The following is a 19,664-nucleotide window of genomic DNA, read 5'->3' as shown; positions in this document are numbered from 1 at the left end:
ACCGTTGTGCTGTCACCGGGCAGGCGACCACCAGAGTAACCGCTCGGGCTTGTTCACATTGCTGCTGCCATAACGGACGACTTCTGTGGAGCGTCCGAAATCAATAACATCGCATCTGGAGCAAATGAATGAACGTTAAACGCATCGCCTTGAAACTGGGCCTCGTCTCGCTGCTGGCTTTCGGTACGAGCCTGCAAGCCGCCGAGTCATCGTTGCGCATCGGCATTGAGGCGGCTTATCCGCCTTTTGCCTCGAAAACCCCGGACAACGCCATCGTCGGTTTCGACTACGACATCGGCCAGGCACTTTGCGCCGAGATGAAGGTCCGTTGTGTCTGGCAGGAACAGGAATTCGACGGTTTGATTCCAGCGCTCAAGGTGAAGAAGGTCGACGCGGTGATTTCCTCCATGTCCATCACCCCCGAGCGGTTGAAGTCGGTGGACTTCACCGATCGCTACTACCGCATCCCGGCGCGCCTGGTGTTTCGCAAGGGCAGTGGCATCAACGATATTCCGGCACAACTCAAAGGAAAGCGGATCGGGGTGCAGCGGGCGACCAACTTCGATCGCTATGTCACTGATCGCTTTGCCCCGGCGGGCGCCGAGGTAGTGCGCTATGGTTCGCAAAACGAAATATTCCTCGACCTGCTGGGCGGGCGCCTGGACGCGACCATGGCCAGTTCGGTAGTGATCGACGAGAGCCTGCTCAAGCGTCCAGAGGGCAAGGATTTCGAGTTTGTCGGTCCCAATTTCACCGAGGAACAATACTTCGGCACGGGCATCGGCATTGCGGTACGCAAGAACGATACGCTGGCGAGCCGCTTCAATCAGGCGCTGGCGACCATTCGCGCCAACGGCACTTACGACCGGATTCGCCAGAAGTACTTTGACTTCGATATCTACGGCGAATAATCCTCGGCCCGTGGGTTTTGTCTCACGGGCTTGCTGTTGTACAACACGGAGTGATTCATGAAGACCAAAGCGGTACTCACTGAGCAGGACGTTGCGCAATTGCTGGTGGCGGCCAAGGAGCTGGCTCACCAGCGTCAATGGGCAGTGTCGGTCTGTGTGGTGGACGACGGTGGTCATCCCCTGGGGCTGCTGCGCCTGGACGATGCCTCGCCGTTGTCGGCCTACATCGCTACCGAAAAAGCCCGCACGGCCGCCATGGGACGGCGTGATAGCAAGGTTTTCGAAGACATGATCAATGGTGGTCGTTACGCGTTTCTCAGCGCTCCGCACCTGCAGGGCATGCTTGAAGGAGGAGTGACCATCCGTCATGACGGCCAGTGCATTGGTGCCATCGGGGTGTCAGGGGTCAAGGCTGAGCAGGATGCTGAATTGGCTCGTTTGGCGGTGGAGACGGTGTTGCCAGCGATCACTCCGGATGCCTGAGGCGGCTATAAACCTGTGGGAGCGAGCTTGCTCGCGATAGCGGTGGATCAGTCACAGATGCATCTACATACCGAACGCCATCGCGAGCAGACCCAAACTCCACAAGGTGTGCACAAATCTTCCAGACACGCTCCTCATCAGCAGTTAATCTGCCAAGAGCACATTCACCAAGCGGGATAGGGCATGACAGCGCGCAACTGGATCGATCTCAAGCAGGACGCCACGTCCGGTATCGAGACCGTGCGCGCGCATTTCGAGGGGCATGCCTATGATCCCCACTGGCATGACACCTATCTGGTGGGCGTGACCGAGCAGGGCGTGCAGCAGTTTCATTGCCGCCGCCAGCAGCACAACAGCACGCCGGGCAAAGTGTTCCTGCTCGAGCCCGGCGAGCTGCATGACGGTAACGCCCCTCACGACCACGGGTTTACCTATCGCACGTTGTACCTGGAGCCTCAATGGCTGGAGCGCGAGTTGCGTTCCTTGTTCGACGTGGCGCCGGACAACGCCCAACTGGGGTTTGCCGCGACCCTGACTGACGATGCGCGGCTGGCGAGTGCCACGGCCATGGCCTTCCAGAGCCTGCACGAGCAGGAGATCCGCATCGTGCGCCAGACGGCCCTCGATACGCTGTTGGCCAACCTGACCCAACACCTGCACTGGCGGACGCGGATCAACCCGGATCCGCGGCTGCCATTGGTGGCGCAGCAGGCCCGGGATTATCTGCACAGTCACCTGAGCGAAGACATCGGGCTGGACGACTTGGCGCAGGTCACCGGCGTGGATCGTTTCCGCCTGACCCGTGCGTTCAAGGCGGCTTTCGGCCTGGCGCCCCATGCCTATCTGATCCAGTTGCGCCTGGCCCGCGCCCGGCGCTTGCTGGCCGGTGGCGAGAGCGTCGTGGCGGTGGCGGCCATGCTCGGTTTTGCCGACCAAAGCCACCTGGGCCGCTGGTTCCAGCGCGCCTATCGCCTGAGCCCGGCGGACTACCGCAAGCGCTGCTCAATTGTTCCAGACTGACCACGGCTTCGTGGGGATGATCAAGCCATCGATCATTCACCGAGATCTTGCTCCATGGACCAGTTACTGCCGTTTGCCTTGTTCGCGTTTGTCGCCTCCATCACCCCGGGCCCGACCAATATCCTGGTGCTGAGCCATAGCTCGCGCTTCGGCCTGGCAACCACTGTGCCGATCATCCTCGGTGCCTGCGCGGCGGCGGCCTTGCTGGTGCTTTTGGTCGGCACCGGGTTGGGAGACGTGCTGGCGCGCCATGCCACGATTCAGACACTGCTCTCATGGGCGGGCATCGCCTGGTTGAGTTGGATGGCCTGGCAGATTTTCAGCGCACCGGCCCAGGCCATCGACCCGGACCGTCCCGTCGAAGGCCCGCGGCTGGGCTTGGCGGGGGCTGCCGGGTTGCAGTTGGTGAACCCGAAAACCTGGATGATGGCGTTGGCGGTGGTCAGCGTCTTCGCGGGGGCGGAGGCCGACCGCACCGTGCGGGTTCTCTGGCTGTCCCTGGCATTCTTCGCCATTTCGATCCCGTGCATGACCGCCTGGGCCTACCTGGGCCGCGGCGCCGCACGGTTCTGCCGCTCCGCCGTGGCGATGGGACGGTTCAATCGGGTCATGGCGGTGATGCTGCTGGTATCGGCGTGGTTGACCTTGGTGGTCTGAGTCTCGAGGGCGCTGGCTCCCGCAGGGGGCGAAGTTCCCCCTGAAGGGCAATCGCCGGTCAGCTTTGCAAGTACACCGCATGGGTATGGGTGTACTCATACAAGCCATGCTTGCCATCGGCCCCGCCAACCCCGGACTTGCGCACTCCGGCATGGAACCCCTGCATGGCTTCGAAGTTTTCGCGGTTGACGTAGGTCTCGCCAAAGTCCAGGCCCCGAATGGCGTGCATGGCGCGTCCCAGGTCCCGGGTATAGACCGAAGAGGTCAGGCCATAGTCGCAGTCGTTGGCCAGGGCGATCGCTTCGTCCAGGTCGTCGACGATCTGGATGGGCAGTACCGGACCGAAGATTTCCTCGCGCATGATGTCCATCGAGGCGTTGCAACCGGCGAGCACGGTGGGTTCGAAGTGGAAACCGTCGGGGCGGTCTGCCACGCGGCCTCCGCTGATCAGGCTGGCACCTTGCTGCAGGGCGATCCGCACTTTGCGCTCGACGCTGTCCAGGCCCTGGCGGTTGATCAAGGGGCCCATCTCGACATCGGGCTCGGCCAGCGGGTCGCCGTAACGGGTGGCGGACATGGCCGCGCTGATGCGTTCGATGAATTGATCGGCGACCTTGCGCTCCACGTAGACCCGCTCGGCACAGTTGCAGACCTGACCGGTGTTGATGATCCGTGAGTCGCGAATTGCCTTGACCGCCAACGCCAGGTCAGCGTCCGCCAAGACAATGGCCGGGGCCTTGCCGCCCAGCTCCAGGTTGAGTTTGGTAATGTTCGTCGCAGCCGCCGTCATGATCCGCGAGCCGGTATCAACGCTGCCGGTAAAGCTGATCATGTCCACGCCTTTGTGGCCGCTCAGGGCCGCGCCCACCCGGCCGTCGCCACACACCACGTTGAATACGCCGGGAGGCAAGTCGGTTTCGGCCACCAACCGGGCGAATTCGAAGCAGTTGTTCGGGGTTTCTTCGCTGGGCTTGATGACGATGGTGTTGCCGGTCAGCAGGGCCGGCGCCATCTTGCGGGCGATCAAAAAGAACGGGAAGTTCCACGGCAGGATGCCCGCGACCACGCCCAAGGGCTTGCGGAACAGGAAGATGTTTTCCCCGGGCCGGTCGCTGGTGATGATTTCGCCTTCGATGCGCCGGGCCCACTCGGCCATGTAGTCAAGGTAGTCGGCGGTGAAGTTCACCTCCACTTCGGCCAGGGCGCTGATCTTGCCTTGTTCCAGGGTGATGGTGCGCGCCAGGTGCGCAACGTTCTCCCGCAGTTTGCTGGCGATGCGCCGCAGGTAACCGGCGCGCTCGATGGCCGGTTTCGCCGACCAGGCTTTCTGCGCAGCGCGGGCGCCAGCCAAGGCCTGATCGACATCGGCGCAAGTGGAGGCCGGGACCCGGGACAGCAATGCGCCGGTGGCCGGGTTGTACACGTCCAGGTGCGCTTCGCTGTGGGTGAACTGGCCGTTGATGAAGTTCTGGAACACAGGAACGGATGACATGACAGGCTCCTTCAGTAAGTGCGCGACGGCACTTGGACGGTGGCAGGTTCGCGATAGCGGGCGAGGGTGGCCTGGGCGCTCTGGCGCAGCAGACTGATGTCGATGGCCACCGCAATGAACTGGCAGCCCCAAGCCTGATAGCGACGCGCATCGGCTTCGTTGGGCGCCAGGATGCCGCAGGCCTTGCCCGCTGCGAGGGTGGCGTCGACCGCGTGCCGGATGCGCTCCTGTACCTCGGGATGTCCCGGGTTGCCTGCATGGCCGAGTCCGATGGACAGGTCGGCGGGGCCGATGAACACCGCGTCCACGCCCTCGACGGCAGCGATCGCTTCGACGTTTTCCACGCCCGTGCGCGATTCCACCTGGACGATCAGGCACAGTTCTTCATGGGCGGTGGTGAGGTAGTTCGCCACACCGTCCCAACGAGTGGCGCGGGTCAGGCCGCCGCCCACACCACGAATACCATGGGGCGGATAACGCATGGCACGCACCAGGGCCTGAGCCTGCTCGGCGGTTTCGACCATGGGAATCATCAGGGTCTGGGCACCGACATCCAGCAACTGCTTGATCAGGTTGGCGTCGCCAGTCACCGCCCGCACCACCGGCGCGGTGGCATAGGGCGCCACGGCCTGGAGCTGGCCGAGTACGCTGGGTACGGTGTTGGGTGCGTGTTCGCCATCGATCAGCATCCAGTCGTAACCGGTGCCGGCGATGATCTCGGCGGCATAGCCGGTGGCGAAACCGGCCCAGATACCGTATTGGGTTTGTGTTGAGCTGAGCGCGGCCTTGAAGGCGTTGCGGGGCATGTTCATGGCGTGCTCCTTTCGCGGTGATAAGGTCGGTGCAACTGGCAATCCGGATTGAGCGTCACGCCGAAGCCAGGCTGGTCAAGGACCGACAGGCGCATGCGGCCTTCCACCGGCACCGGTTCGCCCAGCAGTTGCGGATGGAACATCGGCACCACTTCGTCGGCCTTGGGCGCCATCATCAGGAATTCGGCGAATGGGCTGTTATGCCGGGTGGCGACGAAGTGATAGCTGTAGACCGAGGAGCCGTGGGGAATCACCAGCGCGTTGTGGGCGTCGGCCAGGGCCGAGATCTTCACCAGTTCGGTGAGGCCGCCACACCAGCCAACGTCCGGCTGGATGATGTCGCAGCAACCCATCTCCAGCAGCATGCGAAAGCCCCAACGGGTGGCCTCATGCTCACCGGTGGTCACCAGCATGCCCTTGGGCACGTTGTTGCGCAGCGCGGCGTAGCCCCAGTAGTCGTCGGGCGGCAACGCCTCTTCGATCCACTTCAAACCGTGCTCGTGGGCGCCGATCGCGAGCCGGGTGGCGTAGTTGAGGTCCAGGCTCATCCAGCAATCGAGCATCAGCCAGAAATCGGGGCCGACCCGCTCGCGCATGGTTGCCAGGGCTTCGAGATTCTTGCGCAGGCCTTCCTCGCCTTCGGCCGGGCCATGATGCAAAGGCATCTTGCCGCCGATGAAACCCATTTTCTGCGCCAGGTCCGGCCGTGCGCCGGTGGCATAGAACTGCAATTCATCACGCACCGCGCCGCCGAGCAGTTGATGCACCGGCTCCTGGCGGATCTTGCCGAGCAAGTCCCAGAGCGCCAGGTCCACGCCGGAAATCGTGTTGATCACCAGGCCCTTGCGACCGTAGTAGAGCGTCGACTGGTACATCTGGTCCCAGATCTTCTCGATGTCGGTCACCCGGGCGCCTTCGACGAATCGTGCCAAGTGCTTTTCAACGATGTACGCCGCGGGCTCGCCACCGGTGGTCACGGCGAACCCGACGGTGCCATCGCTGGCTTCGATTTCCACCACCAGGGTACCGAGCACATTGATGCCGAAACTGCGGCGGCTCTGGCGGTAGTCCGGGTACTTGCTCATGGGCGTGGCGATGTGATCGTCGATCCAGTGGCCATCGGCCTGATCGTGATAATCGGCGCCGCCGCCTCGAAGCACGAAGGCGCGAACGTGTTTGATTGTGGGAATACCCATGTATGCAGCTCCTTGAGTTAAACAGTGGCGGGCGTCTTCGAAGCACGTTGGCCGGGCGAGTGGATACCCAGCACCAGCAACGCGGCGATAACGGTGGTAACAGAGAGCAGGTAGAGGCCCGCGGCGGGGGAGTGGAAGGCGCCTTCGGCCCAATTCTTCAGCACCGGGGCGATAAAGCCGCCGAGGGCGCCAAAGGAATTGATCAACGCGATACCCGCTGCTGCCGCGCTGCCGGCCAGGTAGCTGGACGGAAAGGTCCAGAACACCGGCTGCACGGCGATGAAGCCGGAAGCGGCGAAGCACAGGGCGATGATTCCCAGCAATGGGCTGGACACACTCACCGAGCAGGCGATCCCGACGGCCGCCATCAGCAGGGTCAGCGCGGCGGTACGGCGGCGCTGGCCGGTGCGGTCGCTGTAACCGGGAATCAGGTAGGCCGCGCACAGGGCGCAGATCCACGGAATTGCCGTGACCAGCCCCACCATCAGCCCGACCTTGCTGCCCAACAGACCGCCGACCTGGGTCGGCAGGTAAAACACCACGCCATAGACGCTGGCCTGGATGAGCAGGTAAATCAGGCACAGGTACAACACAGAAGGCTGGCACAGCACGCTGAGCAGGCTGCGGCCGTGGGATTGTTTGTGCTGGTCCTCGGCATCGAGCAACGCCTGGACCTGCCGGCGTTCTTCGACCGTCAACCATTTAGCATCGGCGGGGCGGTTGTCCAGGTACCAATAGGCCCAGATGCCCACAGCCGAAGCCATCAGGCCTTCAACGGCGAACAACCACTGCCAGCCGTGGACACCGACAAAACCGTCCAGCTCCAACAACAGGCCCGACAGCGGGCTGCCGAAGATGAACGCCAGCGGCGCGCCGAAGTAGAAGAAGCCCATGGCCTTGCCCCGGGCCGCCGAGGGGAACCAATAGGTGAGGTAGAGGATGACACCGGGAAAGAACCCGGCTTCGGCCACGCCCAGCAAGAAGCGCAGCACGTAGAAACTCGTTTCGTTGTGCGCAAAGACCATGGCCGCCGACACCAGGCCCCAGGTCACCATGATCCGGCACATCCACAACCGGGCACCGACGCGGTGCAGGATCAGGTTGCTCGGCACCTCCAACAAGGCGTAGCCGGCAAAGAACACCCCGGCGCCAAAGGCGAACGCTGCATCGCCGATACCGGTGTCGGCCTGGAAGGCTTGCTTGGCGAACCCGACGTTGGCGCGGTCGAGAAAGGCCATGATGTACATCAGCAACAGGAAGGGCAGCAGGCGCCAGGAAATCTTGGCCAGCACAGACGCAGGAAGAGTCTTCATCGCGGGGTTCCTTTAGCAGGTATTTGTTCTTATGGGCTGGACTGTACGGCCGGCTAACGATGCGTTACAAATCGAATCTCGCTAACAAGCGATACCCTCAAGGTATCGATAAAGAGGCCCTCGATGACCCATCCCGTGCTGTCCCGCAGCCTGTTCAACCGCCTGCGTTATAAACATCTGCACATGCTGGTGGCCCTGAGTGCCAGCCAGAACCTGCATCGCGCCTCCCAGAGCCTGAACATGTCGCAACCGGCGGCGACCCGGATGCTGCACGAGATCGAGGACATGTTCGGTTGCGACCTGTTCGAGCGCCTGCCCCGGGGCATGCGCCCGACTGCCTTGGGCCAGGAACTGATCCGCTTCGCCGAGTTGGCCCTCAGTGGCCTGGACCGCTGCGCCGAAGACCTGCTGGCGCGTCAGCAGGGCGGTTACGGCTATCTGTCGATCGGCACCATCATGGGCGCCGCACCGGACCTGGTGATGGACTCCATCGCCCGCATCAAGGCCCTCAACCCACAACTGCGGATCCGCATCATGGGCGACACCAGCGACCAGGTGATCCAGTTGTTGGAACAGGGCCGTATCGACCTGGCCATCGCCCGACGCAACGCGGCCACCGACAGCGAGCACTACGAGTTCGAACAGTTGGGCAACGAACGTTTGCTGGTAGTGGTCCACGCCGGCCATCCCCTGGCGCGACGCAAGAAACTGGCGCTGGCCGAACTGGTCAGCGACTGGCCGTGGATCCTGCAACCGGAAACCAGTCCGGCACGCATCGGCCTCGATCAGGCCCTGCAACGCCTGGCGCTGCCAACGCCGGCGGACATCATCGAGTGCAGCTCGGTGTATTCCATGCAGCAACTGATTCAACTGACCGACGCGATCATGGTGCTCTCGGAAACCGCCTTGCGCGATTACCTGAAGATGGGCCTGGTGGTGGCGTTGCCGGTGGCGCTCGATGTGCAACTGGCGCCGTTCGGGTTACTGCGCCGCAAGGGTGAACCGGTGAGCCGGGAGTTGGGACTGTTCATCGATTTGCTGCGCAGCAAGGCAAACGGGCGAGCGGGGGACTGATTGGGACCGCAACCCCTTGCAACGGTTGGGCGGTTTCAAAAAGCGCTTGTTTTCGCGAGCATCGCAGGCACATCAATTCAGTGTGCCTCAGCATCTCCAATGCTCAATCGACCCCAAGGAAGGAGGTCCATCATGTCCACTCAAGATACCCATGTCGATTTTATCCAGGCCAGGTTGCCCACCTGGCTGAAACGCGCGTCACGGGCCGACCAGGAGCGTTTCAAGGTCCTTGCCCAGCAACTGCAGCGTGACAGTGATGCGCTCAATGCACTGCTTGTCGACCTGCCGGCGCCGGAGACCTTCACGCGCAACTTGCTGCAAGCCCAGCCGGAAGTACAGGCCTGGCCAGCGGTGAATGGCACCGGCGGTGCTGCCGATGCCATACGCCGGGCAAGGGTCAGGCGCGGCGCCTTCCGCTATGAGCCCTCGCTGTCAGTGGTGGAAGCGGCCATGCGCAATTACGCGCCCACCGAGGCGGTCACCGGCAGCGATTTCGACAACACGGGCCAGCTGTTCATTCAGGGAAAACCGCAAGAGTTCCGCCCATGGAACGTGCCGTCGGATACCGTCTTATTACCCACGACCCCGGCTGAATTCGCCCGCCTGTGTCGGCGCATGGATGCCGGTGGCGCCTACCGCACGGTGCTTGAACGGCGGTTGCCGCGCATCGGCGCCGAGGTGCCTGCCGTTGCCAGCGCCTACATGGCGTACGCACGCAGCCTGCTCACCCATGACGCCTACGAGGCAAAGTTGGACGGGCGCCTCGATGAAACCGGTGAGCGCCTGCTGGCCTACGCCGGCATTCAACTCCAAGCCCGGTCCATTGCGCCTTTGGCCTGCGAGGTCAAGTCGCTGGAGCTGCTGTCCGTGCCGCTGTTCGGTGCGCGGGTGTATTGGGGCGTGCAAGGGGACGCCAGAGGTGTGCGCCCGATCGTCCTGCACATGCCCCATGATGCGGTGGCACCGCTCAAGCAATTCACCAGTTTGCAGGCCATGTCTGCGGAGTTGACCGAGCGGGTACGTAGACGTAGCTATCGAGAAAGCCTGATGCGCTACCTGCCGCTGCGTTTGCAGGCGTGGCTGGGGACGGCCCTGCATGATCAAGTGGAGTGGCGGCTGGAGACTCACCCAAATGTGCTACAGGAAATCCATGCCCGTATCACGGGGTGGCGCGAAGGCGAACGGGGCGAGGACGGCAGCCGCATTCGGATACCCATGCCCAAGGTGGCCTGGGGCTTGAGTGATTTGCGTGAGCCACCTTGGCCAGCCGGCTATCACGAATGGCGTGGCCATGCCTTGGCCAACGCCGCGGCGCTGATGGTCCCGACCCGGGACCAGGACTGGCAGGCGCTGCAGGCTCGCTTCGCGTATTGGGAAAGCCTTGTCGAGCGCACGCTCATGCTCGCGGCGACCTTCTTCCCGTTCTGCGCGCCCCTCGGCATGACAGCGGCAGCGGTCGGGGGCGTGCGGCTGGTGTATGAAATCTTCGAAGGCATCCAGGCCTTCAACGAAGGTCATGCCCAGGAAGGCATCGAACATATCTTCAACGTGTTGTTCGGCGTTGCTCAAGGTGCCTACCTGGGGTTCGTCGGCGGGACGGTGGAACCCATGCCCGTGAGTGACGGCGCCACGCGCCTGTGGAATGGCGATGTCAGGCCTTTTGAAGCGAGACACTTTCCACCTGTGGAAGCGGAGCAAGACGCCTGGGGTGTCTGGCGCACGCCAAACGAGGCGTGGGTGCGCATCGAGGACCGCTACTTCCAAGTCCAAGGCACGGGCGATGCCTTGGACCTGCGCCTGCCTGCGGGACATAAAGGCGTGCGCCCACCCCTGGAGTGGAGTCGTGCCCGTGGCTGGCGATGGGCGCATCGCAACCCCTTGCAACGGGGCCGCCTGGAGCTGTTGCGCAACTTCGCCGAGACGCCGGCCGAGCTGGACGACAGGACGATCCTCGTTATGCAGCGACAGGTCGGCATCAGCGACGCGCATCTGCGCTACTTGCAAGTAGAGGGGCAGCCGATGCCGGCGATACTCGCCAATACCCTGGACGAGGTCAGGTGTTGGCAGCAGGTGCGGTACACCATTGAACGGTTGCTGCGTAATGAAACGCCGCAAAGCGGGCACTTTCGCATCGTCCAGACGATTGTGGAGTTGCCGGGTTGGCCAAGCGACCTGACGTTGCGCTACCACGACGGCGTGGCCCTTCATCCCATTGGTGACCTGGCCGACACGCGCTCGCTCTATCTACGCAAAGCGGACCTGGAACACGACGCGTGGGCCGAGCGTGTCCTGGCTGGCCTGAGCACGGCTGAACAGACCTCGCTGCTGGGCCAAGGCAGTCTCGGCTTGCCGCCCGTGGAGCGCAGTCGGCTGTTGGCCGGGCACTGGGCCAGGCATCTGCAGCGCAATACACGGCGGGTGATCGACGCCATGCTCCGTACCATCGGGCTAGATCCCCTGGCCGTCCCACTGGTCCGGGCTTTTCCGGGCTTGCCACAATCCATGGCCAACGAGCTTGCCAGCCAGGCCATCGGCCAGGACCGCGTGCGCCTGACTGAGGGCCGGGTGGGAGAAGGCTTGGGCAGTCAATGCGCCGAAGCCCTGCGCGAGCTGCGCCTGAGCCGTGCCTTGCGTGCCCTGGAACGCGGTGAGAGCAGCGTTGATCGGGATCGCATCATCATGGGGCTGGTGGGTAGCGCTCCCCAATTGCAAGGCCGGGTGCGCCTGCGCCTGTTTCTGCGCGAGCTTGCGAATCCGCTGGAGGTGGGGGAAACCGGGCCGTTGAAAATCATCCGCCAGGAAGGCGAACTGTACCGCTCCTTTGACGAAGAGGGGCATGAACTGGCCGATGCCCTGGACCTGGAAGCGGCGTTGCTCAGAGCGCTGCCGGACGACGCTCGCCGGGCGCTGGGCTTGAACATCTGGCAGGGCGACACCCTGCGGACCTGGTTGCTCGCACAAGCCCTTGACGATCGGCCAGGCCTGCGTCCCTATTTGCTGATAAAACCCTTGGGCACCCGTGGCGCCCGTCCGCAATGGCTGAACGGGCGCTTGGGTTATCCGTTCAGCGGGCGTGGACGGCTTCCCTTGCAGGTTTGGAGTGGAAGCCTGGAAGCGCGTCTTGAGCGACTCTATCCAAGCTATGCCGGGAGTGAACTGGCGCGGCTTCAAGAGACCCTGGCCAGACAAGCCAGTCGCCAGCGCCTGAGCCTGGAGAACCTGGTCGCCCAACTGGAAAACCAATGGACCGCACTGGATCATGAGCTGCGTCAGTGGGAGGTCCATGAGGGCGCTCATCATCCGGCCGAGAACAGCCTCGACACCGAGACACGGCTCTCGCTGCGCCGGGCCGTAGCCGCGGAAATTCGCCGCGCCTGGCGACGCGCACCGGATCCAGGTCAAGAGGGCAGTGAGCTGGCATTGCGGCTGGTGGGGTACAACATCGGTCGTCTGCCGCCGATCAGCACGAGTTTTGAACATATAGAAGAGTTGTTTCTGGTGAACATGGGCCTGAGCGAGGACCCTTCGACGTTCCTGCGGCTGTTCCCCAACATGGACACGCTGCACCTGCAAGGCAACAACCTCACCGCGGTGCCCATGGCCGCGGGCGAGCTGCCCGGGCTGATAGAGCTGTCACTGAGCAACAATCCGCTCATGATGGACGAGGATGTCTTTGCGCCCCTGCTCGGTGCCGGTTCTGCGCTTCATTTACGGACGCTGCACCTGTCTGGAATCAGCAGCGGCGGGGAGACGGGGGCCAGTGCAGCCATGGTCGCCGCTATCGACCGCCTGGACGGATTGATCTCCCTGCGTGAGCTGGTATGGGCTGACAACTTGCATTTCACCCGCCAGGAGCTGCAGGCCATCACCGCGTTACCCGGGTTGCGTACATTGGACCTGGCGCGCTGTGGTCTGCGCCTGGATCAGCAGGGCAGTGCGTTCCTGCGCACGGCCGTCGGCCTGGAGGAACTGCGCCTGAGCGGTAACAACTGCCGGGACCTGCCGGATTTGTCGGAGCTTGTGAACCTGCAGGAACTGGAGCTTTCCAGTACCGGGCTTGATCGAGTGCCGGCACTGGTTTTGACGGTGTTATCGAGACCTTCATCCGACATGCTCATTCTCGACCTCAGGGAAAACCGTATCGCCAACATCCAGGATGACCTGCTGCCTGCCCTGGTCCAGTGGCCGAGGGAAGATCCCGTTGGGCTGTGGCTGGAGGATAATCCGTTGCCAAGCGCACAAATCCAGGCCCTTCGCGCAATGGTGCCCGAGGCTTTTCGCTACACCATCGACGATTGGCTGTATATCTCCCCCAGCCTTCAGCGGGCCTTGGAAGTTGCCCGCGATAACGCCGGAAACCGACGGTTCATCGATTGGTTCTCCGGCGCTATGCAGGAAGCCGATGCCCGTTCGTCTCTCGGGCTGAGCTTTGGCGATCGCCAGAGGGCGGCGGCTATTTTGCAGCACTATATCGGCTACCAGAACGCTCATGCGCCCTTGCCGGACTTGATCGCGGATTTCGATCAGCAACTGGGGCAACTGCGCGTGCGGCTGCAAGCGCGCAGTCTGGACCGGCAACAGCCAGACCTTGCTGAGCTGGAACTGCATTTCACGATGTTCGAAGCACTCCAGCGTGCTCGCCTCGAACGGCAGGGTGTACCTTTTGGAGGCTTCCTTATCGAGCACTACGCCTTTTGGAACCACATGCTGGCGGAGCGTTATCCGAACATCGAGCAGCGCCAGGCGCATATGACGCGGGCGGCGTTCATCGACTGGCTCTGCGACGCGCAGGACACTTTCAACAACAATGATCAATCCCCCCGTACCGGAGAAATGACCTGGCGTCCCTACCTGGGGTTGATGTCTCGCGACTGGTCCGAAGGGTTGGCGGTCTGGGAAACGGTCGATGACGATTTGGTGGATGCGTTCAGTGAACCAGTGAATCCATCCCGTTGGCCCCGGGTGCTGCTGGATAACCTGGCGCGACCGGATGCCGACCTGCCCAGCCCACTGGAGTCCTTCACGCAGGGCGACCGTACTGTCTGGCGCCGCACAGGACTCGAGGCCGTCGCGGATGTGAATTGGACTGCGGGCCAGCCGGTGACGCTCACCGAAGATCAGTTGCGACGTACCATGGCGATCTATCGCTCGCTCAAGAGCCGGGAGGTCGAGGCGCTGGTGCGTCGGATAACGACTGAGCTGGTCAGCGCCTGGTGGACGTCGGGAACGTTGTAGGAGCTGCCGGAGGCTGTGATCTTTTGATCTTTCGCTTGGGACTCAGGTGTCTGGGGAAAGATCGCAGCCTCGTTTCACTCGACAGCTCCTACACAGCTCCTACACAGGTGCTGTGGGCCTGGTGGCGTCGCAGGTCAGTGGCCAGGCGTCGTCTTGAAGACCAGGGCCTTGAGGCCACACTCCAGATCGATGTCGGGAAATTCCGGCGGATTTTCCAGGCGTTTCTCGAAGACCAGCCCCGGCGCTTGCTGGGTAACGCCGTCGATGAGGAAATCCGCGCCGGTGGCCGGGTCGTTGCTGCAGGCCAGGACTGTGCCGTGGGCCGTCAGCAGTTCCGGCAGGCGGCGCAATACCCGTTGATAGTCCTTGGTCAGCAGGAAGCTGCCTTTCTGGAAGGTCGGCGGATCGATGATCACCAGGTCGTACGGGCCACTGTTGATCACCTTGCCCCAGGACTTGAACAAGTCGTGGCCGAGGAAACTCACCTGGCTCAGGTCGTGGCCGTTCAGTCGATGGTTGTCGCGACCTCGGCTCAGGGCCGCACGGGACATGTCCAGATTGACCACATGCCGGGCGCCGCCGGCGATTGCCGCCACCGAGAAGCCACAGGTGTAGGCGAACAGGTTCAGTACCCGTTTGCCCTCGGCGTTGGCCCGGACCCAGTCGCGGCCATAGCGCATGTCGAGGAACAGGCCGTTGTTCTGCTTCTTGCCCAGGTCGATCCGGTAACGCAGGCCACCTTCGGTCAGGGTCCATTCGTCAATGGGCTCGCCCACCAGCCATTGGGTGAGGCTTTGCGGCAGGTAGCGGTGCTGTACCGCCAGCGTATGGGCCTTGCTGTGTTGCCAGGCTGGCGACGCAGTGAGCGCCAGCAGTGTCGCGATCAAATCGTCCAGGTGCGTGGGTTCCGGCTCCTTGAACAGCGAGACCAGCACCAACCCTTGCAACCAGTCGACAGTGATTTGCTCCAGGCCCGGCCAGCAGCGACCGCGGCCATGGAACAGGCGCCGGGTTTCTTCTGGCGCCGACTCCAGGGCTGTCAGCAAATGGGCGTGAAGGGTTTGAAGGGCTACGCAATTCATTCAGGCAACGCCAGGGATTTGAAAGGCCGGCATTTTAACCGCAGGCTACCCCGGCGCAATCCCTGCCACCTTAACTGCCACTGCTGCCAAGAATGCTGGCAACCTGTTGCGGCTGGCAGTTGAGGTACGCCGAACGCTTGAGCCAACTGGGGTCCGGGTACCAGGAAAACATGAATTGACCGCCCTTGAGCTTGTCGATCACCTGGCGCGCTACCTGGGGACGTACGGCAGGGCAGCCCTGGCTGCGCCCGATGCGTCCCTGGCGCACGCTCCACAACGGGTTCACGTAATCGGCGGCATGGATCACGATTGCCCGATCACGGGCCTGGTCATTGAAACCGGGCTCCAGGCCGTCCATGCGCAGCGAATAGCCGTGGGTGCCCTGGTAGCTTTCCTGGGTGCGAAACAGACCCAGGCTGGATTGGTAGCTGCCCAGGCGATTGGAGAATTGCGTCGCGAAGTTTTCCCCGGATTTTTGCCCGTGGGCCACCAGGTCGCGCAATACCAGCTTCTGCTGACGCAGGTCGAAGATCCACAGGCGACGGGCCGTGGAGGGTTGCGAGTAGTCGATGACCGCCAGGTGGCGGGCTTGGCTGGCGCCATTGGCGACTGCGCATTGCATGGCGCTCAAGGCACTTTTGAGCGCCAGGGGATTGAGTTCCGGCGCTGCGTGGGCGAGGCTGTTGTAGAGCGTTTGCGAATTCGTCTTCTTTTCGGCCAGTGCCGGGCTGCAAATCACGCCCAGGCCCAGCATGACCAGACAGAATCGGCGCAAAAAGCCCTGTACAGGCGAAGCGTTTCCAGCGTGGTGTTCGTTCGCGGCATCCCGTCCGATTTCGTTTGTTTGCATGATGGCGGGTCGTACCTGTCGCAAAATTTACCGTCAGCGAGACGGCCATGGAGTGGAGTAAAGCAGTTGTTCAAAAAGTCCGCATGTTACCTGAGCCTTTTATTGCTCACTGCGCCATTGGTCGCGACAGCCGAAGACAGCGATCCGGCTCTCGTGCAGACGACACTGGCGCAATTGGCGGTCGCGTGTCCAAAAGTAGCGGCAAGTGTCGACTTTCAGGCGTTGCTCGACTTGCAGGCGTTCTATCAGCAAAACGCAGGCCAGGAAGCCTGGGCGGACGACGAACGACGGAGGGCGTTGCAGGTCCAGTTGCAACAACTGGCCGACGACGGCCTGGATCCAACCCGCTATAACCTACCGGCCCAGGGGGCAGACCAGGGTGCTCATTGTGTCGACATCGCCATCAGCCAACGCTACCTGAAAGCCTTGCATGACCTGCGTTTCGGCTATTTGCCCCAAGAGCGTCTGGAACCGGTATGGAAGGCCAACCCGCCGCCACAGGATCACCAGGCCGTGGTTCTGGCCATCGCCGGGGTAGGCCTGCAGAACGTCGCCAGTGCCTTTGAACAGGCCCGGCCGAACCTTGACCTTTATCGCAACCTGCGCGGGCTTTATGCCCGGCTGCGGCAACAGCCTTTATCCGACTGGCAACCCGTGCCCGGCGGGCCGCTGCTGCAACCGGACAAGCAGGACGCTCGCGTACCCGCCCTGGCCCAGCGACTGTTCAACGAAGGTTACTTGAGTACACCACCGTTGGTGACAGACGAGCACTACAGTCCCACGCTGGTGGAGGCGATGAAGAGCTTCCAGCTCCAGCATTCGCTGCAGGCCGATGGGGTGGTGGGGCCGTGGACCGTGACCGAGCTGAACATCAGCCCGGCCATGCGTCGCGAGCAGTTGCGCATCAATCTGGAACGCATGCGCTGGCTGGCCCAGGACGTGGAGAACGACAGCGTCCTGGTCAACGTGGCGGCGGCCCAGTTGACGGTTTATCGAGGCGGCGAGCCAATCTGGCAAACCCGCACCCAGGTGGGCCGTGCGCAACGGCAGACACCGTTGCTCAAGTCCCACGTCACCCGACTGACGCTCAACCCGACCTGGACCATCCCCCCCACCATCATGCGCGAAGACAAACTGCCCGAGATCCGCCGTGATCCGGAGTTTCTCGCCCGTCATAACTTGCGGATCCTCGACAGTGAAGGCCTGCCGTTGATGGCAGAGGATATCGACTGGGAGCACCCGGGCAACCTCATGCTGCGCCAGGATCCAGGCCCGAAGAATCCGTTGGGCAAAATGGCGATCCGCTTTCCCAATCCGTTCTCGGTGTACCTGCATGACACCCCGAGCCAGGCGCTGTTCAGCAAAGGTCCGCGAGCCTTCAGTTCAGGCTGCGTGCGGATCGAGCAAGTGATGCACTTGCGCGACTTGCTGGTAAGCCCGGCCGAACGCGCACGCACCGATACACTGCTGGCCAGCGAGACGACCCATGAGTTCCGGTTGGCCCGGCCCGTGCCGATCCTGCTGGGGTACTGGACAGCACAAGCGGACAGCCAGGGCCAGCCGTTGTACATCCCGGATATCTATGCTCGTGACGCGACATTGTCTGCTGCCCAGGGGCGGGCACTCTGAGGTCAAGCGCAGGCGGTGGCGGCGTGTGTGGTCTCGTCGAGCGTCGTGAACAGCCGCTGGCCGATAACGCTAGCGGCCTGCAAATGCTGGTGCGGATCGGCGGTTTCCGATTCGAGCAAACGTTGGGAACTCACCACGCGGGCGCCGCAGTAATCGAAAATGCCATGGTCGATCTGCGTGGTCATCGCCTCGCCATAGCCGTGGCGCTGGAAGCTGTCGGCATCGGCGCCACCGACCGCCACCAGGTGCACCCGCAAGTGCTGCAGTTGTTGGACAAACGGCTTGTCGAGGCTGAAATCGAATGCCCAGCCGTTGGAAAACACCCGGTCGATCCAGCCCTTGAGCAGCGCCGGCATGGACCACCAGTAAATCGGATAGACCAGCACCAACGTATCGGCACGATCGATCCTGGCTTGTTCGGCCAGCACATCCGCGGGCGGCAAGGCTTCGCGGTGGTGAACGGCGTGGTCGGCGAAACTGAAACGCGGATCGAAGCCTTCGGCGGCCAGGTCGGCGATCTCGAACGTATCGGCGGGGTTGGCGCGGGTGATGCCCTCGGCGATTTTTCCGGCCAGGCTGTGGGTGAGGGAACGAGGGTCGTGGTGAGCCACAACGATCAATGCATGCATGGCGAAACTCCTTCTGGTCACGCAGTCTGGAAGACAGGTATGCTGGGTTAAGTTACGGTTAGTAAGTTACGGTTGGTAAAGTTAGCATGTCAAGCACTGATGAAAATCCGCAGTCTTCACCTCGTCGTCGTTTATCCCGGCATGACCGGCAGCGACAATTGCTGGATGTCGCCTGGCGACTGGTGCGCGAGGAGGGCAGCGACGCCCTGACGCTGGCGCGGCTGGCAGATCAGGCGGGGGTGACCAAGCCCATCGTCTACGACCACTTCATCACCCGGTCCGGGTTGCTGGCGGCGCTGTACCAGGATTTCGACGCCCGCCAGACCGCGTTGATGGACGCGGCCCTGGACGCCAGCGACGCGACCCTGCAAAGCCGGGCGGCGGTGATTGCTTCTTCCTACGTCGAATGCGTGCTGTTGCAAGGCCGGGAGATTCCCGGGGTGATCGCGGCATTGACCAGCACGCCGGAGCTGGAACGCATCAAGCGCGAATACGAGGGGATTTTCCTCGACAAGTGCCGCGCCGTGCTGGAACCGTTCGCCGGCACGAAAGGCATCACCCAGGCCGGTTTGCGAGCGATGCTGGGGGCTGCGGAGGCACTGTCCAATGCCGCTGCCACCGGGGAAATCAGCGCTGGCGAGGCGAAGGAAGAGCTGCTGGTCAGTATCGTTGCAATGGTGAACAGGACCGTCGACACCCCTTCAAGCTGAACTACCGCTATCGCGAGCAAGCTCGCTCCCACAGGAAATTTGTACCGCCCCCAACCCCACGACCACCACTTACCCCTGTGGGAGCGAGCTTGCTCGCGATGACGGCGGCATATTCAGCCTCTTTGCCAACTGACCGACGGATATCGAGAGCAAGCCCCTCTTGAGGGCTGGCTGCACTTTTATGAAGCCGCAGGCGAGGTGTTCGCACCATCGCAAGGCAGTTGGCGGTGCTTGCGCAGCGGCGGCGGACGCCACTCAGCTTGCGGTGACAGAGCTGGCGTCTTCGCGGGCAGGCCCGCTCTCACTGGGGATTAGCGGTGCATGCGCGACCGTGAATAGGGGCTGGACGAGGTTTGGCACGCTCGCTGCAAGAGGCTATCCAGGCCCACCGCGAATACAGTCGAGTGGGCAACCCCGTCGGTCAACGAAGATCGAGTGCCAGCAGGCCGGGGGACAACGGTAGGTCAGGGCGCAGTCGCCGGGCTGATACCGCACAGAACAGGCAAAGACGCCTGGAACCGCAAGGTTTCAGGCGTCTTTTTTTTTGCTTTCAAAATCGTGATGGGCTTTT

At 62.7% G+C, this 19,664-nt stretch carries 15 protein-coding genes; 8 read left to right on the top strand and 7 right to left on the bottom strand.

Annotated elements, in window-relative coordinates; translation table 11 throughout:
* The first annotated feature begins 128 nt into the window (after nt 1-128).
* The 4 genes from F7R20_RS12200 (at nt 129) to F7R20_RS12185 (ending at nt 3,071) form a co-directional block, all read left to right on the top strand.
* Nucleotides 129-911 carry an ABC transporter substrate-binding protein gene (locus tag F7R20_RS12200; protein WP_003202106.1) on the top strand — a complete coding sequence of 261 codons (783 nt, stop codon included), beginning with the start codon at nt 129-131 and terminating at the stop codon, nt 909-911.
* A gap of 57 nt (nt 912-968) precedes the next feature.
* Nucleotides 969-1,394, top strand: a complete 426-nt coding sequence (locus tag F7R20_RS12195) for a GlcG/HbpS family heme-binding protein (RefSeq protein WP_003202104.1) — start codon at nt 969-971, stop codon at nt 1,392-1,394.
* A gap of 183 nt (nt 1,395-1,577) precedes the next feature.
* Nucleotides 1,578-2,414 (top strand): AraC family transcriptional regulator, encoded by an 837-nt coding sequence (locus F7R20_RS12190; protein WP_003202102.1) that lies wholly within the window; start codon nt 1,578-1,580, stop codon nt 2,412-2,414.
* A gap of 54 nt (nt 2,415-2,468) precedes the next feature.
* Nucleotides 2,469-3,071 (top strand): LysE family translocator, encoded by a 603-nt coding sequence (locus F7R20_RS12185; protein WP_003202101.1) that lies wholly within the window; start codon nt 2,469-2,471, stop codon nt 3,069-3,071.
* 58 nt (nt 3,072-3,129) lie between these two features.
* Here F7R20_RS12185 and aldA read toward each other — a convergent pair whose 3' ends face one another.
* From aldA to F7R20_RS12165, 4 genes are read right to left on the bottom strand one after another with little or no spacing between them, the layout of a single operon-like run.
* Nucleotides 3,130-4,563 carry an aldehyde dehydrogenase gene (gene aldA, locus F7R20_RS12180; RefSeq protein ID WP_003202098.1) on the bottom strand — a complete coding sequence of 478 codons (1,434 nt, stop codon included), beginning with the start codon at nt 4,561-4,563 and terminating at the stop codon, nt 3,130-3,132.
* An 11-nt stretch (nt 4,564-4,574) separates the two neighbouring features.
* On the bottom strand, nt 4,575-5,375 hold the full coding sequence (locus F7R20_RS12175) for an aldolase/citrate lyase family protein (RefSeq protein ID WP_003202095.1): 801 nt from the start codon (nt 5,373-5,375) through the stop codon (nt 4,575-4,577).
* Entirely contained in the window at nt 5,372-6,571 is a 1,200-nt protein-coding gene (gene rhmD, locus F7R20_RS12170; RefSeq protein WP_003202093.1) for an L-rhamnonate dehydratase, read from the bottom strand. The genes F7R20_RS12175 and rhmD overlap by 4 nt, the downstream gene beginning before the upstream one ends.
* A gap of 17 nt (nt 6,572-6,588) precedes the next feature.
* Nucleotides 6,589-7,884, bottom strand: a complete 1,296-nt coding sequence (locus F7R20_RS12165) for an MFS transporter (RefSeq protein ID WP_003202091.1) — start codon at nt 7,882-7,884, stop codon at nt 6,589-6,591.
* A 123-nt stretch (nt 7,885-8,007) separates the two neighbouring features.
* Here F7R20_RS12165 and F7R20_RS12160 point away from each other — a divergent pair, with 123 nt between their 5' ends.
* Nucleotides 8,008-8,958 (top strand): LysR family transcriptional regulator, encoded by a 951-nt coding sequence (locus F7R20_RS12160; RefSeq protein ID WP_003202090.1) that lies wholly within the window; start codon nt 8,008-8,010, stop codon nt 8,956-8,958.
* A 132-nt stretch (nt 8,959-9,090) separates the two neighbouring features.
* Nucleotides 9,091-14,193 (top strand): dermonecrotic toxin domain-containing protein, encoded by a 5,103-nt coding sequence (locus tag F7R20_RS12155; RefSeq protein WP_003202089.1) that lies wholly within the window; start codon nt 9,091-9,093, stop codon nt 14,191-14,193.
* A gap of 134 nt (nt 14,194-14,327) precedes the next feature.
* On the opposite strand, the gene F7R20_RS12150 is transcribed toward F7R20_RS12155, so the two are convergent.
* Together F7R20_RS12150 and F7R20_RS12145 are read right to left on the bottom strand one after the other, a co-directional pair.
* On the bottom strand, nt 14,328-15,275 hold the full coding sequence (locus F7R20_RS12150) for a class I SAM-dependent methyltransferase (protein WP_003202087.1): 948 nt from the start codon (nt 15,273-15,275) through the stop codon (nt 14,328-14,330).
* Nucleotides 15,276-15,345: 70 nt separating this feature from the next.
* On the bottom strand, nt 15,346-16,029 hold the full coding sequence (locus F7R20_RS12145) for a murein L,D-transpeptidase catalytic domain family protein (RefSeq protein WP_003202085.1): 684 nt from the start codon (nt 16,027-16,029) through the stop codon (nt 15,346-15,348).
* A gap of 162 nt (nt 16,030-16,191) precedes the next feature.
* On the opposite strand from F7R20_RS12145, the gene F7R20_RS12140 reads away from it, so the two are divergent.
* Entirely contained in the window at nt 16,192-17,754 is a 1,563-nt protein-coding gene (locus tag F7R20_RS12140) for a L,D-transpeptidase family protein (RefSeq protein ID WP_003202082.1), read from the top strand.
* A gap of 2 nt (nt 17,755-17,756) precedes the next feature.
* On the opposite strand, the gene F7R20_RS12135 is transcribed toward F7R20_RS12140, so the two are convergent.
* Nucleotides 17,757-18,383 (bottom strand): NAD(P)H-dependent oxidoreductase, encoded by a 627-nt coding sequence (locus tag F7R20_RS12135; RefSeq protein ID WP_003202080.1) that lies wholly within the window; start codon nt 18,381-18,383, stop codon nt 17,757-17,759.
* An 86-nt stretch (nt 18,384-18,469) separates the two neighbouring features.
* Here F7R20_RS12135 and F7R20_RS12130 point away from each other — a divergent pair, with 86 nt between their 5' ends.
* Entirely contained in the window at nt 18,470-19,093 is a 624-nt protein-coding gene (locus F7R20_RS12130; protein WP_003202078.1) for a TetR/AcrR family transcriptional regulator, read from the top strand.
* Nucleotides 19,094-19,664 lie beyond the last annotated feature (571 nt).

Origin of the sequence: Pseudomonas brassicacearum subsp. brassicacearum, from assembly GCF_008801605.1 — a bacterium.
Taxonomy (GTDB): Bacteria; Pseudomonadota; Gammaproteobacteria; order Pseudomonadales; family Pseudomonadaceae; genus Aquipseudomonas; species Aquipseudomonas brassicacearum.
The sequence above is the reverse complement of the archived record's forward strand: the minus strand, read 5'-3'. Positions and strand labels throughout refer to the sequence as shown.

Excerpts from the sequence above, each read along its gene's own strand:
- F7R20_RS12135 (WP_003202080.1), bottom strand. The coding sequence starts at position 18,383 with ATGCATGCATTGATCGTTGTGGCTCACCACGACCCTCGTTCCCTCACC.
- F7R20_RS12130 (WP_003202078.1), top strand. The coding sequence starts at position 18,470 with ATGTCAAGCACTGATGAAAATCCGCAGTCTTCACCTCGTCGTCGTTTA.
- F7R20_RS12200 (WP_003202106.1), top strand. The coding sequence starts at position 129 with ATGAACGTTAAACGCATCGCCTTGAAACTGGGCCTCGTCTCGCTGCTG.
- F7R20_RS12160 (WP_003202090.1), top strand. The coding sequence starts at position 8,008 with ATGACCCATCCCGTGCTGTCCCGCAGCCTGTTCAACCGCCTGCGTTAT.
- aldA (WP_003202098.1), bottom strand. The coding sequence starts at position 4,563 with ATGTCATCCGTTCCTGTGTTCCAGAACTTCATCAACGGCCAGTTCACC.
- F7R20_RS12195 (WP_003202104.1), top strand. The coding sequence starts at position 969 with ATGAAGACCAAAGCGGTACTCACTGAGCAGGACGTTGCGCAATTGCTG.
- F7R20_RS12165 (WP_003202091.1), bottom strand. The coding sequence starts at position 7,884 with ATGAAGACTCTTCCTGCGTCTGTGCTGGCCAAGATTTCCTGGCGCCTG.
- F7R20_RS12155 (WP_003202089.1), top strand. The coding sequence starts at position 9,091 with ATGTCCACTCAAGATACCCATGTCGATTTTATCCAGGCCAGGTTGCCC.
- F7R20_RS12175 (WP_003202095.1), bottom strand. The coding sequence starts at position 5,375 with ATGAACATGCCCCGCAACGCCTTCAAGGCCGCGCTCAGCTCAACACAA.
- F7R20_RS12190 (WP_003202102.1), top strand. The coding sequence starts at position 1,578 with ATGACAGCGCGCAACTGGATCGATCTCAAGCAGGACGCCACGTCCGGT.
- F7R20_RS12185 (WP_003202101.1), top strand. The coding sequence starts at position 2,469 with ATGGACCAGTTACTGCCGTTTGCCTTGTTCGCGTTTGTCGCCTCCATC.
- F7R20_RS12145 (WP_003202085.1), bottom strand. The coding sequence starts at position 16,029 with ATGCTGGGCCTGGGCGTGATTTGCAGCCCGGCACTGGCCGAAAAGAAG.
- rhmD (WP_003202093.1), bottom strand. The coding sequence starts at position 6,571 with ATGGGTATTCCCACAATCAAACACGTTCGCGCCTTCGTGCTTCGAGGC.
- F7R20_RS12150 (WP_003202087.1), bottom strand. The coding sequence starts at position 15,275 with ATGAATTGCGTAGCCCTTCAAACCCTTCACGCCCATTTGCTGACAGCC.